Origin of the sequence: Corallococcus sp. AB011P (assembly GCF_003611605.1) — a bacterium.
GTDB lineage: Bacteria > Myxococcota > Myxococcia > Myxococcales > Myxococcaceae > Corallococcus > Corallococcus coralloides.
In genome coordinates, this window is the sequence record NZ_RAVX01000021.1 from 135,992 (window position 1) to 149,300 (window position 13,309).

At 69.3% G+C, this 13,309-nt stretch carries 12 protein-coding genes; 6 read left to right on the forward strand and 6 right to left on the reverse strand.

Features of this window, described 5'->3' with window-relative positions:
* The first annotated feature begins 10 nt into the window (after positions 1–10).
* Positions 11–538, forward strand: coding sequence for a gamma-glutamylcyclotransferase (locus D7X30_RS34520; protein WP_120567223.1), 528 nt, complete (start codon positions 11–13; stop codon positions 536–538).
* Here the strand turns inward: D7X30_RS34520 and D7X30_RS34525 are convergent.
* Positions 502–1,533: a sorbosone dehydrogenase family protein gene (locus tag D7X30_RS34525; protein ID WP_147443393.1), complete on the reverse strand. Its 1,032-nt coding sequence runs from the start codon at positions 1,531–1,533 to the stop codon at positions 502–504. The genes D7X30_RS34520 and D7X30_RS34525 overlap by 37 nt on opposite strands.
* A gap of 370 nt (positions 1,534–1,903) precedes the next feature.
* On the opposite strand from D7X30_RS34525, the gene D7X30_RS34530 reads away from it, so the two are divergent.
* From D7X30_RS34530 to D7X30_RS34540, 3 genes are all read left to right on the forward strand, one after another.
* Entirely contained in the window at positions 1,904–2,146 is a 243-nt protein-coding gene (locus D7X30_RS34530; RefSeq protein ID WP_120567253.1) for a hypothetical protein, read from the forward strand.
* Entirely contained in the window at positions 2,143–2,934 is a 792-nt protein-coding gene (locus D7X30_RS34535; RefSeq protein WP_120567225.1) for a heme oxygenase (biliverdin-producing), read from the forward strand. The genes D7X30_RS34530 and D7X30_RS34535 overlap by 4 nt, the downstream gene beginning before the upstream one ends.
* Before the next feature lie 104 nt (positions 2,935–3,038).
* A complete protein-coding gene (locus D7X30_RS34540) occupies positions 3,039–3,389 on the forward strand; it encodes a PilZ domain-containing protein (protein WP_233591973.1) in 351 nt (116 codons plus the stop codon).
* 7 nt (positions 3,390–3,396) lie between these two features.
* On the opposite strand, the gene D7X30_RS34545 is transcribed toward D7X30_RS34540, so the two are convergent.
* From D7X30_RS34545 to D7X30_RS34565, 5 genes are read right to left on the reverse strand one after another with little or no spacing between them, the layout of a single operon-like run.
* Positions 3,397–4,362 (reverse strand): aldo/keto reductase, encoded by a 966-nt coding sequence (locus tag D7X30_RS34545; RefSeq protein WP_120567226.1) that lies wholly within the window; start codon positions 4,360–4,362, stop codon positions 3,397–3,399.
* A gap of 32 nt (positions 4,363–4,394) precedes the next feature.
* Complete coding sequence (gene glgB / locus D7X30_RS34550) at positions 4,395–6,599, reverse strand: 1,4-alpha-glucan branching protein GlgB (RefSeq protein ID WP_120567227.1); 2,205 nt, start codon at positions 6,597–6,599, stop codon at positions 4,395–4,397.
* On the reverse strand, positions 6,596–7,930 hold the full coding sequence (locus tag D7X30_RS34555; RefSeq protein ID WP_120567228.1) for a phosphotransferase: 1,335 nt from the start codon (positions 7,928–7,930) through the stop codon (positions 6,596–6,598). The genes glgB and D7X30_RS34555 overlap by 4 nt, the downstream gene beginning before the upstream one ends.
* 6 nt (positions 7,931–7,936) lie before the next feature.
* Positions 7,937–9,586, reverse strand: coding sequence for a maltose alpha-D-glucosyltransferase (gene treS, locus D7X30_RS34560; RefSeq protein ID WP_120567229.1), 1,650 nt, complete (start codon positions 9,584–9,586; stop codon positions 7,937–7,939).
* Positions 9,587–9,603: 17 nt separating this feature from the next.
* Positions 9,604–11,598 carry an alpha-1,4-glucan--maltose-1-phosphate maltosyltransferase gene (locus tag D7X30_RS34565; protein WP_120567230.1) on the reverse strand — a complete coding sequence of 665 codons (1,995 nt, stop codon included), beginning with the start codon at positions 11,596–11,598 and terminating at the stop codon, positions 9,604–9,606.
* Positions 11,599–11,809: 211 nt separating this feature from the next.
* On the opposite strand from D7X30_RS34565, the gene D7X30_RS34570 reads away from it, so the two are divergent.
* Together D7X30_RS34570 and D7X30_RS34575 are read left to right on the forward strand one after the other, a co-directional pair.
* Entirely contained in the window at positions 11,810–12,415 is a 606-nt protein-coding gene (locus D7X30_RS34570; RefSeq protein ID WP_120567231.1) for a sigma-70 family RNA polymerase sigma factor, read from the forward strand.
* A 128-nt stretch (positions 12,416–12,543) separates the two neighbouring features.
* Positions 12,544–13,098 (forward strand): hypothetical protein, encoded by a 555-nt coding sequence (locus D7X30_RS34575; RefSeq protein WP_120567232.1) that lies wholly within the window; start codon positions 12,544–12,546, stop codon positions 13,096–13,098.
* The last annotated feature ends 211 nt before the right edge of the window (positions 13,099–13,309 follow it).

Here is a 13,309-nt window from a genome sequence, read left to right on the forward strand (position 1 = left end):
AGGACACACAATGGATTCGCACTACGACCAGGTGATGAAGGCGCGCGAGCAGGCGGACGCGAACTCGCCCCGGCGCTACTTCGCGTACTCGACCATCCTGGACCGGGCCGCCTTCGACGAGTGGAAGCAGCAGCACAGCTACGGCTTCTTCGAGCTGCCAGAGGGCCGGCTCGCCGAGGCGCTGGACGTGGACCTCGTCTACGACTTCCCGTCGCGCTGGTGGGGCGGCCGGGTGGCGGGCCTGACGGACGCGCCGGGAGCGCGCGTGTACGGCCGGCTCTTCGAGATCCCCGGCAAGGACTGGCCCATCGTCCAGCACAAGGAGGGCTTCGTCACCAGCATGTGCGTGGAGCGCACGGTGCGCGTGCTCGTGGACGGCCAGGAGGTGGAGGCCACCGCGTTCGTGACCAACCCGCGCCGCGCGTCGTCGGACGGGCCGGTGAGCCCACGCTTCGTGGAGGCGCTGGTGCGCGGCGCGAAGAGCGCCGGGCTGCCCGCGGACTACGTGGAGAAGCTGGCGCGCGGCGAGTCGCGCTGAGCTACGGCCAGGCGGTGGGGGCGATGCGGTAGAGCGCTCCGGCCTGGTCGTCGCTGACGATGAAGCCACCACCCGGGGCCAGGGCCACGTCCACCGGCCGGCCCCACACGCTCAGGTCCGGGTTCTTGAAGCCCGTGACGAGGTCCACCTCCTCCGTGGGCTGGTATGTGGAACGGGTAGGGCGTGTTGTCGCGGTTGTTGACCGCCACCCACAGCGTGTCGGTGCCCGGCTCCCACGCCAGCCCCTCCGCGTTGCGCAGGCCCCGGGCGAACAGCTCGCGTGAGCCGCCGCTCCAGTCCCACCGGTAGATGGCGCCGCGCAGCGGGTCGCTGGTGGTGTCGCTCAGGCACACGTTGCAGGTGGACGCGATGGCCACGTACACGCGGTGCCGCGAGTCCACCGCCAGGTTCTTGAGCTCGTGGCCGTAGGCGCCGTGCAGCTCCGGGAGGGACGCGTCCGGCAGTCCCGTGACGACGGTCTCCACCGTGCCGCGCGTCGTCTCGCCGGGCGTCCAGCGCGAGCGCGTGACGCGGTCCTTCTCCGATAGGAAGACCCACACCTGCCCGTCGCGCTCGTGGAAGACGATGTCGTGGGGCCGGCCCAGTCCTCCCGCCCACTGCGTCACCTCCGGGGCCTGGCCCGCACGGGGGCGCACCTGCATCACCTTGTTCTGGCCGGGCACGGAGACGAGCAGGGTGCCCTCCGGAGAGAAGGCGATGAAACGCGCGCCCGGCACCCGCGCCCAGACCGACACCGACATGCCTGATGGGATGTTCAGGGAGCGCGGCACATCGAACGGAGCGCCTCGCATGCCCTCCGGAACCTGGACCTGCGCCGCCTGAAGGTTCCAGGTGACAGGCTGTGGGCCTGCGTCCACCACGCCCGAGTCCTGGATGGAAGGGGAGGGCTCGGGGGCGTTGGTCGAGTTGGACTTGCAGCCGGTCCGCAGGCACGCCAGCCCCAGGAAGGTCGCCAGCAAGAGTGGTCGCCGCATGGTCCTCTTTTCCTAACCGCGGTTTTTGACTGAATGCGACCTGAACAAACCTTCAGCCATTTTCTGCGCCTCCCCGAGCGCCCCCGAACGGACCTGAACAAACCTTCAGGGAGTTTTGACGCGTCGGCAAACGCCTGTGCCTACATGAACAAAAGAACAGGCGGCCGTCTCGGGGTGAAACATGAAACAAAATAGTCAAATGTATGCAATTAATTGAATTGTTTGTCTTTGTTTTGTGTGTTTCATGTCTGTCTTTGGGGCGTTGGCCACCAGCCTCCGGATCAGAACTGCCTGGACCGGGCTTGACGGCGGAAGGGCGTTGTGGCTTCATGATTTTGATTTCGATAATCAAAATCACATGGAGGGCGCGATGCTCGGTCAGGGATGCTGCAGGGCGGTGCTGGCGCGAGGCCCGTGCGCTGAAGTGACGCGGTGCAGCTGTGGGCACATCCACCTGGCGGTGGGGCCGGTGACGCTTCGCCTGGAGGAGGACGTCCTGCGCGCGCTGGGCCACACCCTGGTGGAGGCCATCCATCAGTTGGAGCTGCCGCACGCGCCCGCGCACGAGGCGGAGGCCCAGGAGCCGGCCCCCACCGGCGGGTGGAAGCAGTGAGCACCGTCCGGGGGACGATCCGCTGGGGCGGCTTCGAGCGCTCCGCGAGGGACAAGCGCCTGCCCTCCGCGTCCACGGCCCCCGCGGGCCTTCCGTCCACGCAGCGGCTGTCGCTGCGGCTGGAGGAGGGGACGGGGGGCGCTCGGCGCCAGGCGGAGCAGTCCACCTTCCTGGAGGCGCTCTTCCACGGCGCGTGGAACGGCGGCGTCTACGGCCAGTTCGTGCGGGCGCGCCACTACGTGAACCACCTGCGCCAGCTGCACGTCGTCTACGAGGCGCTGGAGGCCGTGCTGCCGGCGCTGAAGGACGGCCCGCTCACGCGCGTGCTGCGGCTGCCGGAGCTGCGGCGGGCCTCCGCGCTGCTGGCGGACCTGGACTGGTTCTGCGGCGACACGCGCACGAAGCCCTTCGCCTGCGTGGAGACGCGGCTGCACGCCGAGCGGATCCGCGAGGTGGCGGCGGAGGCCCCGCACCTGCTCATCGCCCATGCCTGGGCCCGCTGCGTCCAGGACCTCTACACCGCGCCCCAGCGCTCGGAGCTCATCGCGCGGGCGTTCGAGCTGGAGAACGGCCGGGGCACGGCCTTCTACAACGCGGTGTCCGCCGCGGAGCTGCTCGCCTTCCAGGGCCGGCTCGTGGCCCGGCTGGACGAGGTGCCGCTGACGGAGGGCGAGGCCCAGGAGGTGGTCCAGGAGGCGCGGCTGGCCTTCCGCATCCAGGCGCTCATCTGCGACGAGCTGGCTCGGGACGCACCGGAGCTCGAGGACCTGGGCGGTACTCCCGGGTAGGGTTGCCTCGAACCCACGGAGGAGGTGGTCCGACCCACCGGCCCGCCTCCTCGCCTGGGGGGGCGATATGCCGTTTCGTGACAGGCACGCTAGGATGGCGGAACGTGACACTCCAGATGACCTCCCACATCGATCGCCGCGCTTTCCCCCGCATCCACGCGCCCCTCTATTCGCGCCCCGCGCGCATGAAGGTGGGTGAAAAGAAGCAGGTGCTCGACGTCAGCCTCGGGGGCGCGCGCATCTACTCGGATGATCCGCAGGACGTGGGCTCGCGCCTGGATCTGGAGTTGTTCCTTCCGGACGGCAGCTCGCTGGAATGTACGGCGCGCATCGTCTGGGCCATCAAGTTACCCAAGGACGCGGTGGCCCGCTTCGAGGTGGGCCTGTCCTTCATCGACGTGCCAGAGCCCGTCCTGGCACGTCTGAAGACCGTCCTCGTCACGGACGAAGGCTAGGACAGCGCTACTTCGACGACGCGCTGTCCAGCTCGCGCAGGTCGTCCGCTTCCAGCTTCAGGGAGAAGGCCCCGAGCAGCTCCTTCACCTGCGGCACGGACGTGGCGCTGGCGATGGGCGCCTCCACCGTGGGCCGTGTCGCCAGCCACGCGAGCGCCACCTGCGACGGCGTGGCCCCCTGGCGCTCCGCCACCTTCTTCAGCGCGTCGACGACGCCCCAGCCCTGCGCATTGCCGTACTTCTTGAGCACGTTGCCCGCGCGCGGTGACGCCGGCGCCGGCTGCCCCTCCTGGTACTTGCCGGTGAGGAAGCCCGCGGCGAGCCCGAAGTAGGGCGCCACGGCGAGGCCCTCCTGCTCACTCAGCTGCTGGAGCGCGCCCTCGAACTTCGGGCGCTCCACCAGGTTGTACTCCGGTTGGATGACCAGGTAGCGCGCAAGCCCCAGCTTCTTCTGCGTGTCCAGGGCCTCCCGCGCGCGCTCCGCGGTGTGGTTGCTCAGGCCCAGGGCCTTCACCTTGCCCGCCTTCACCAGCGCGTCGAAGGCGCGGAGCGTCTCCTCGAAGGGTGTGTTCGGGTCGTCGTAGTGCGCGTAGTACAGGTCGATGCGCTCCACGCCCAGGCGGCGCAGGGACGCGTCCACGCTCTTCTCGATGTGCTCGCGCGTGAGGCCCTTGCCCAGCGCCGTCTCCGCGCCGACCTTCGTGGCCACCACCAGGCGGTCCTTCGCCTTGCGCGAGGCGATCCACTTCCCCAGCACCGTCTCCGACTCACCGCCCACGTGGCCGGGGATCCACCGCGAGTACACGTCCGCGGTGTCCACGAAGTTGCCGCCGCCTTCCACGAACGCGTCGAGCACGGCGAACGAGGTCGCCTCGTCCGCCGTCCAGCCGAAGACGTTCCCGCCCAGGCACAGCGGGAACACCTCCAGGCCCGTCGCTCCCAGCTTCCGCTTCGCCGCTGCTCCTGCCGCCATGCCCCAGGTCCTTTCGGTGAGGCCGGGGCCTGCTACCCCGGCGTGAACCACACCACCGACAGCGGGGGCAGGGTGAGCGTCGCGGACGCGGGCTGACCGTCCCAGCCCGTGGGCTCCGTGTGCACCTGGCCCCGGTTGCCCATGCCGCTGCCGCCGTACTCCCCGGCGTCGGTGTTGACCAGCTCCACATAACGGCCGTGGAGCGGGAAGCCCACGCGATAATCCTCGCGAGGCACCGGCGACATGTTGGCCACGCACACCACGTGACGGCCGGGCGTACGCGAGCGGCGCACGAAGGCCAGCACGTTCGCCGCGGACGCGTCCGGCTGCAGCCACTGGAAGCCCAGGGGCTCGCTGTCCGAGTCATACAGCGCGGGCACGTCGCGGTAGACGCGGTTCAGGTCAGCCACCAGCTTCTGGATGCCCTTGTGGCCCGGGTCGTTGAGCAGGTGCCAGTCCAGGCTCTTGTCGTGGTTCCACTCCGCGGGCTGGCCGAACTCGCCGCCCATGAAGAGCAGCTTCTTGCCCGGGTGGGCCCACATCCACGCGAACAGCGCGCGCAGGTTGGCGCGCTTCTGCCACGCGTCGCCCGGCATGCGCCCGTAGAGGCTGCCCTTGCCGTGCACCACCTCGTCGTGGCTCAGCGGCAGCATGAAGTGCTCGCTGAACGCGTACAGCAGGCCGAAGGTGAGCTGGTTGTGGTGGAACTGCCGGTAGACGGCGTCCTTGGAGAAGTACGACAGCGTGTCGTGCATCCAGCCCATGTTCCACTTGAAGTGGAAGCCCAGGCCGCCCTCGCTGACGGGCTGGGACACCTTGGGCCACGCGGTGGACTCCTCCGCGATGACGACCACGCCCGGGTGCTTGCGGCGGATGGTGTCGTTGAGCTCGCGCAGGAACTGGATGGCCTCTTCGTTCTCCCGGCCGCCCCAGCGGTTGGGGACCCACTCGCCGTGCTTCCGGCTGTAGTCCAGGTAGAGCATGGAGGCCACCGCGTCCACGCGCAGCCCGTCCACGTGGTACTCCTCCAGCCAGAACAGCGCGTTGGCGATGAGGAAGTTGCGCACCTCGTTGCGCCCGAAGTTGAAGACGAGCGTGCCCCAGTCCGGCTGCGAGCCCTGCCGTGGATCGGAGTGCTCGTAGAGGGACGTGCCGTCGAACTGGCCCAGCGCGTGGCTGTCGCGCGGGAAGTGGCCCGGCACCCAGTCCACGATGATGCCGATGCCCTCCTGGTGCAGGTAGTCCACCAGGTAGCGGAAGTCGTCCGGGTGGCCGAAGCGCGAGGTGGGCGCGTAGTAGCCACCCACCTGATAGCCCCAGGAGCCGCCGTAGGGGTGCTCCGACACGGGCAAGAGCTCCACGTGCGTGAAGCCCAGCTCCTTCACGTAGCGAGACAGCTCCGGCGCCAGCTCGCGGTACGTCATGGGCCGGTCGCCGTCCTCCACCACGCGGCGCCAGCTGCCCAGGTGGACCTCGTAGACGCTCCACGGGTGGTGGGCCGCGTCCACGTGCTTTTCACGCGCCTCCAGCCACGCGCTGTCGCCCCAGGCGTAGCGTTGCAGGTCATGCACCACGGACGCGGTGGCGGGCGGCGTCTCCGTGCGGAAGGCGAAGGGGTCAGCCTTGAGCAGCGGGCCGCCGCCGTGGCCGGGCCTGATCTCGAACTTGTAGCGGGTGCCCTCGCCGACCTCCGGGACGAACAGCTCCCAGATGCCGGAGGACCCCATGCGCCGCATGGCGTGCAGGCGGCCGTCCCAGCCGTTGAAGTCTCCCACCACGGACACGCCCCGGGCGGTGGGCGCCCAGACGGCGAACGACGTGCCCTTCACGCCGTTGTGGTGGATGAGGTGCGCGCCCATGCGCTCCCAGAGCCGCTCGTGGCGGCCCTCGCCGGCGAAGTACAGGTCCATCTCCCCGATGGTCGGCAGGAAGCTGTACGGGTCGCGCAGCGTGAAGACCTTCTTGCCCGGGTACTCCACCTCCAGCAGGTAGCTGAAGGGCTCCGTGCGGCCGTTGATGCGCGCCTCGAAGACGCCGCCGGTGCGGTGCTGCATGGGCACCTTGCCCCCGAACTCCGGCAGGACGTGGATGGCCACGGCCTCCGGGCGGTAGGCGCGCACCACCACCGCGTCGCCGTCCGGGTGGACGCCCAACATGGAGTGGGGCTCCGGGTGGCGCAGCTCCACCACGCGTTGCAGCTCCGCGTCCACCTGTGCTCTGTCCGCAGGCTTCCTCACTGGGCATCCTCCATCCGCAACAGGGCCTCGACGGGGATGCGCACCCAGTCCGGCCGGTTGGCGAGTTCGTAGCGCACTTCGTACAACAGCTTCTCCAGTTCGAAGGCGCGCAACATCACGTGGAAGGCTTCATCGCTGTCGGGCAGGAAGGGGACGCCGCGCGTCGCCTGGCGGTAGCCCTCCAGGAACGCGTCGCGGGTGGGGCCCACGCGCCCGCGCGGCTGGCCGCCCTCCAACGCCACGGTGGCCTCCGCGTAGTCGAACGAGCGGATCATCCCCGCCACGTCGCGCAGGGCGCTGTACTTCTCCCGGCGCGCGGTGAAGGAGCGGGACGGCTCGCCCTCGAAGTCGAAGAACAGCCACTGGTTGTCCGAACGCAGCACCTGGCCCAGGTGCAGGTCGCCGTGGATGCGGACCTTCTGGCCGGAGGGCGCCACCTGCGCCAGCCGCTTCGCGTACGCGATGAGCCCGTCGCGCCGGCCCTCCAGGTCCGCGTGCAGCCGCCCGGCGTCCGCCAGCGTCACGCCCAGCTCGCCCACGATGGACGCGCTCCAGCGCTGCAGGTCCTCCTGGAGCAGCGGCTCCGGGGAGAACGCCAGGTCGTCCGGCCCCGCGGAGGCGAAGGCCTTGTGCAGCTCTCCCAGCCGCGCGCCCAGGTCGCGCATGTCCGAGAGGAAGCCGTCGCTCAGCGCCTTCTCCTGGCGCAGCCGCTCCAGCGTGTACTTCCAGCCGTCCACGGCGTCCGGCACGAAGCGGTGCGCCAGCGCGAGTGTCGCGCCCGCGGGGCCCTCCAGGTTCAGCGCGCCCACCAGCTGCGGCGTCGCGCGGAAGGACGTCTTCGTCGCGAGGAAGCGGCCCACCTCGTATTCGGGGTTCACGCCGGCCTCCAGCTTGCGGATGACCTTGACGATGACCCGCTCGCCCAGCACCAGCGAGGTGTTGCTCTGCTCCACGTTGAGCCGGCGCACGGAGAGCGGATCCGGCAGCGCCACGCCGCTGTCCGTGGAGGCGATCCATTCACCCACCACGCGGCCGGAGCCGGACACCACCTGCCGGTCCTCACGCGCGAGGTTGAAGAGGGCGCGCACGCAGTCGTCGTCCTCCAGCGCGCTCACCAGTCCGTCGGCCGTGTGCCGGACCTGGAGCTGGTAGCGCTCCGGATTTCCCAGCTCGTAGACGACCTCGATGATGGCCAGGGTGAAGGTACACGTGCCCAGGTCCATGTTCACGTGGTCGGCCACGCTGACACTTTTGATGGGCCACGCCTTGCCGGCGAACCAACGTTGGGCCTTGAGGAAGTCTGGCAGCTTGGTCAGGTCCAGGGGGGTCACGCGGGTTTACTCCTTCGCCTGCAGCGGCTTGTCCAACCGGAACCACAGGAACATGTAAGGCCCCATCGACAGCTGATAGGGCAGGTCGCTGATGCGGGGGAACGGCGTCTCTCCAATCAACTCCACGGGGATGCTGCCTTCGAACTCGCGCAGGTCCAGCACGCCCGGCTGCGCGAAGCGCGACAGGTTGCAGACGACGAGCACCGTCAGGCCCTCCCATTCGCGCACGAAGGCCAGCACCTTGCGGTTCTCCGTGGTGAGGAAGCGCAAGCTGCCCATGGCGAACACGGGGTAGCGCTGGCGGATGCCAATCATCCGCTTCACCCACTGGAGCAGGCTGGACTTCTGCCGCTCCTGGGCCTCCACGTTGATGGACTGGTAGCCGTAGACGGGATCCGCGATGACGGGCGCGAAGAGGCGCGCGTAGTCCGCGCGGCTGAAGCCCGCGTTGCGGTCGCCGGTCCACTGCATGGGCGTGCGCACGCCGTTGCGGTCGCCCAGGTAGATGTTGTCGCCCATGCCGATCTCGTCCCCGTAGTAGAGGACCGGCGTGCCGGGCAGCGTGAAGAGCAGGCTGTGCATCAGTTCGATGCGGCGCCGGCCGTTGTCCATCAGCGGCGCCAGGCGGCGGCGGATGCCCAGGTTGATGCGCATGCGCGGGTCGGTGGCGTACTCCCGGTACATGTAGTCCCGGTCCTCGTCCGTCACCATCTCCAGCGTCAGCTCATCGTGGTTGCGCAGGAAGATGGCCCACTGGCACGACTCCGGGATGTCCGGCGTCTGCTGCATGATTTCCACGATGGGCGTGCGGTCCTCGCGGCGCACCGCCATGAAGAGGCGGGGCATCACCGGGAAGTGGAAGCCCATGTGGAACTCGTCGCCCTCGCCGAAGTACACGCGCACGTCGGCGGGCCACTGGTTCGCCTCCGCGAGCAGCACCTTGCCCTGGTACTCGGAGTCGATCGTCTTGCGCAGGCGCTTCAAGAACGCGTGCGTCTCCGGGAGGTTCTCGCAGTTGGTGCCCTCGCGCTCGAAGAGGTAGGGCACGGCGTCGCAGCGGAATCCGTCCACGCCCATGTTGAGCCAGAAGCGCATGACGTCCAGCATGGCTTCCTGCACTTCGGGGTTGTCGTAGTTCAGGTCCGGCTGGTGGCTGAAGAAGCGGTGCCAGAAGTACTGCTTGGCCACCGGATCCCACGTCCAGTTGGAGCGCTCCGTGTCGGTGAAGATGATGCGCGCGCCCTTGTAGGACTCGTCCGTGTCGCTCCAGACGTACCAGTTGCGCTTGGGGCTCTTGGGGTCCCTGCGCGCCTCCTGGAACCAGGGGTGCTGGTCGCTGGTGTGGTTCACCACCAGCTCGATGATGATGCGCAGCCCGCGCTTGTGGGCCTCTTCCACCAGCCGCTGGAAGTCCGCCAGCGTGCCGTAGTCCGGGTGGATGCCGTAGTAGTCCGCGATGTCGTAGCCGTCGTCGCGCAGCGGGGACGGGTAGTGCGGCAGGAGCCACAGGCAGTCCACGCCCAGGTCCTGGAGGTACGGCAGCTTTTCAATCAGGCCCGGGATGTCCCCGTGGCCGTCCCCGTTCGAGTCATGGAATGCGCGGATGTGCAGCTCGTAGATGAGCGCTTTTTTGTACCAAAGCGGATCCAGGTCCATACGCCTCTCGGAGGGAGTCACTCGAAGTAGTCGAACGCGTGTTCGGTGCGGCGGTAGCGGTACACGGCCCAGATGGCCGCGGGCTGTTCGGGCGTCAGGCGCACCTGCACGTCCGGGCCCTGCCAGAGCGAGCGCTGATCAGCCATCAGCTCCTGCACCTGATACGTCTCTTCCGCGGTGACGCCCAGCCATTCCATGGGCACGCGGAGCAGGGCTTCCTGGGGCGAGTACGGATCCAGGCTCACCGCCACCAGCACCGTGCTGAGCCCGTCTGGCGAACGCTTGCCGTAGAAGACGACGCGGTCGTTGTCGGACTCGAAGAAGCGCAAGCCCTGGTAGTGCTGGAGCGCGGGGTGCGCCTTGCGGATGGCGTTGAGCCTGGCGACCCAGCCGGAGATGTTGCCCGGCCGGTCCCAGTCCCAGGCGACGAGCTGGTACTTCTCCGAGTCCAGGTACTCCTCCTTGCCCGGCACCGGGCGGCCCTCGCACAGCTCGTAGCCGGAGTACATGCCCCACACGGACGACAGGGTGGCGGCCAGCGCCACGCGCAGGCGGAAGGCGCCGGGGCCCGCGTTCTGGAGGTTCTCCGGGAGGATGTCCGGCGTATTGGGCCAGAGGTTGCCGCGGAAGTAGTCCGCCACGGGCGGCTGGGTGATCTCCTCCAGGTACGTGCGCAGCTCGTCCTTGAAGAGGCGCCAGGTGAAGTACGTGTACGACTGGGTGAAGCCCACCTTGCCCAGGGCCTTCATCACCTTGGGGCGGGTGAAGGCCTCCGACAGGAAGAGCACGTCCGGGTGCAGGTCCTGCACCTCGCGGATGAGCCAGTGCCAGAACTGCATGGGCTTGGTGTGCGGGTTGTCCACGCGGAAGGTCCGCACGCCGTTGTCCACCCAGTGCAGGACGACGGACTTGAGCTCCTTCCAGAGGGCGTCCCGCGCGGGGCCCATCCAGTCGAAGTTGACGATGTCCTCGTAGCGCTTGGGCGGGTTCTCCGCCGTCTTGATGGTGCCGTCCGGGCGGTGCTGGAACCACTCCGGATGCTCCTTCACGTACGGGTGGTCCGGCGAGCACTGGAAGGCCAGGTCCAGCGCCACCTCGATGCCGTGGGCCTTCGCCGCGTCCACGAACGCGCGGAAGTCCTGCAGCGTGCCCAGCTCCGGGTGCACGGCCTTGTGGCCGCCCTCCGCGGCGCCAATGGCCCAAGGGCTGCCCACGTCACCGGGCTCCGCGCGCAGGCTGTTGTTCTTGCCCTTGCGAGCGGTCCGCCCGATGGGGTGGATGGGCGGCAGGTAGACGGTGTCGAAGCCGAGCTTCTGGATGTACGGCAGCCAGGCCTGCGCGTCCTTGAAGGTGCCGTGCGTCTTGCCGTCGCGCTTCGCGGAGCGGGGGAAGAATTCGTACCAGGCGGCGTTGCGCGCCTTCTCCCGGTCCACGAACACCTCCAGCACCTTGTCGTACCTGCTGGCGAGCGTGCGGTCCGGGTGCCGTGACGCGGCGTCCGCCAGTTCGGAGGACAGCGCGGCGAGGAGGTGGTCCGGCGTGGGCGGCGTGCGCAGGCGGGCCCCTGCCTCGGCGAGCAGCCGGTGGTCCTCCGCGGCCTTGCCCTTGGCGCGCGCGGCGGCGCCTTCCAGCAGCGCGGCGCCCTCCAGCAGCTCGCTCTTCACGTCGCGGCCGGCGTCCACCTTGCGCTTCAGCTCGTGTGCCCAGGTGCGGAAGAGATCCGGCCAGGCTTCAATCGTGAATTCGTAGCGGCCGTTGTTCGCGAGCGGGATGGAGCCTTCCCAGGCGTCGTTGTTCTTGAAGGCGAGAGGGACCTCCGCCCAGTCCGTCTTCTGGGCGGCGGGGGTGACCTGGCGCCAGCGGGCGACGGCCACGAGGACGTCGTGGCCCTCCTTGAAGATGTCCGCCCGGACGGTGAGGGACTCTCCGGCGACGCGCTTGATGGCGTAGCGCCCCGCGTCCAGCTCCGGCTGGACGTTCTCGATGAACACGCTTCCGAGTCGTTCGGTCATATCGGCTGGCGGCCCCTTATAGGACTCTGAGTCAGTGGCTCCAGGCAGCAATGTGCGGGTGTTGTTGATTGAAGATGGCTGCTGCCTGGTCGCGTTGGCCTGTCAACGTTAGGAACGGAGGGAGCGGTCGCCCAGCCCGAGGGGCTGGGTGGACGGGCCCCGATGGTTGAAGCTGGGATCCGCCCCTCCGGTTGCGGTATCCGGGACGAACATGGCGCCCAACGACTCCGCTGCTCAGCAAGCGAGTGACCTGTCGGCCGACCGCGACCTGCTGAAGCAGGTGGCGCTCGGCGGCGCGGCGGCCATGCGGGACGTCTACGCGAGGTGCGCCGCGCGGGCGTTCGCCATCGCGGTGCGGCTGTTGCCCACGCGCGCGGACGCGGAGGAGGTGCTGCAGGAGACCTTGCTGGAGGTCTGGCGGCGCGCGCGCGAGTTCGACCCGGAGCGCGGCGGACTGGAGACGTGGGTGACGACGATCGCGCGCACGCGGTCCATCGACCGGCTGCGTGCGCTGGGCACGGTGTCGCGGATGGTGGAGGGGGTGGCGCAGCAATCGCCACCGGTGAGCGCGACGCCGCCGTCACCGGATGACTCCGCCGCCGCGGCGCAGGACCAGGCGCGGGTGCGCGCGGCGATGGCGCGGTTGCCGCCGGAGCAGCGGGAGGTGGTGCTGCTCGGGTATTTCGACGGGCTGTCCCAGAGTGAGATCGCGCGGAAGACGGGCCAGCCGCTGGGGACGGTGAAGACGCGGGCGCGGCTGGCGTTGGAGAAGCTGGCGCTGCTGCTGGACGGGCCGCCGGTGAGCGCGTCCGGCTGAGTGCAGGACAGCAGCCCTGTTCCGCGGGGACGGGCGGTGGGGCAGGCCCCGGCCGTGTCCTCCTTGCCGCTGTCGGGAAGGGCCCCAAACGTTGCGACTGTTTGGCGAACCCGAGGGAGGGGGCGGACATGCGCAAGATGCGGGAGACGGGGACGGCGTTGATGAACGCGCGGGAGATGCGGCTGGTGCTGGCCAGTGCGCCGCGCAACCTGATGGAGCTGTCCCGGCGCGAGCTGATGGGGATGGTGCGGCGCGCGCGCGGCATGGTGGACCAATACGAGAAGCTGGCGCACCGGCTGCGCCGTGAGGCGATGCGCGTCCCCATGGGGAGCCGAGTGATCGGCGGGCGCATGGACACGCGGCGCAAGGCGGCCCTGTTCCGCAAGGCGCTGACGCGCTTCGAGTCGCAGTTGCGTCGGATGGAGATGGCGCCAGTGCGCAAGGCGAGGCCGGCGATGCGCAAGCGGCCGGCGGCGAAGAAGACGCTGCGGCCCGCGGCCCGAGCCACGGCGCAGCGCAAGAAGGCGGTGATGGCGAAGAAGACGCTGCGGCCCGCGGGCTATGCGCGCAGGGGTCCGGTGAAGGCACGGGCGCACAAGGCGCGGCGCATGCCTGCGATGAAGGCGCAGGCGCACCGGACCGTGAAGAGGCGGACGCCGGCGCGCCGGGCCGCGACGCGGTAGCGGATTTCGGGGGAGGGAAGCCGGGTCGCGTCCAGCTCGTGGCCTGGCGAGGGGGAGGGGAGCTGGACTGTGTCCGCCCCGCTTAGGGGCGGACACGGTGGGTTTGAGCGGAGTCCGTCGCCAGAAGGTCGCCGACAAAGCCGGCGCGAAAGTCCGGCGCGAGCAGTGGAGTCCAAGCTCCATCGGATCAAGCGCTCCAAAACAAGGGCCG

Coding starts and splice junctions, on each gene's coding strand:
- D7X30_RS34525 (WP_147443393.1), bottom strand. CDS start 1,533: ATGCGGCGACCACTCTTGCTGGCGACCTTCCTGGGGCTGGCGTGCCTG.
- D7X30_RS34575 (WP_120567232.1), top strand. CDS start 12,544: ATGCGCAAGATGCGGGAGACGGGGACGGCGTTGATGAACGCGCGGGAG.
- D7X30_RS34565 (WP_120567230.1), bottom strand. CDS start 11,598: ATGACCGAACGACTCGGAAGCGTGTTCATCGAGAACGTCCAGCCGGAG.
- D7X30_RS34530 (WP_120567253.1), top strand. CDS start 1,904: ATGCTCGGTCAGGGATGCTGCAGGGCGGTGCTGGCGCGAGGCCCGTGC.
- D7X30_RS34545 (WP_120567226.1), bottom strand. CDS start 4,362: ATGGCGGCAGGAGCAGCGGCGAAGCGGAAGCTGGGAGCGACGGGCCTG.
- D7X30_RS34520 (WP_120567223.1), top strand. CDS start 11: ATGGATTCGCACTACGACCAGGTGATGAAGGCGCGCGAGCAGGCGGAC.
- treS (WP_120567229.1), bottom strand. CDS start 9,586: ATGGACCTGGATCCGCTTTGGTACAAAAAAGCGCTCATCTACGAGCTG.
- D7X30_RS34570 (WP_120567231.1), top strand. CDS start 11,810: ATGGCGCCCAACGACTCCGCTGCTCAGCAAGCGAGTGACCTGTCGGCC.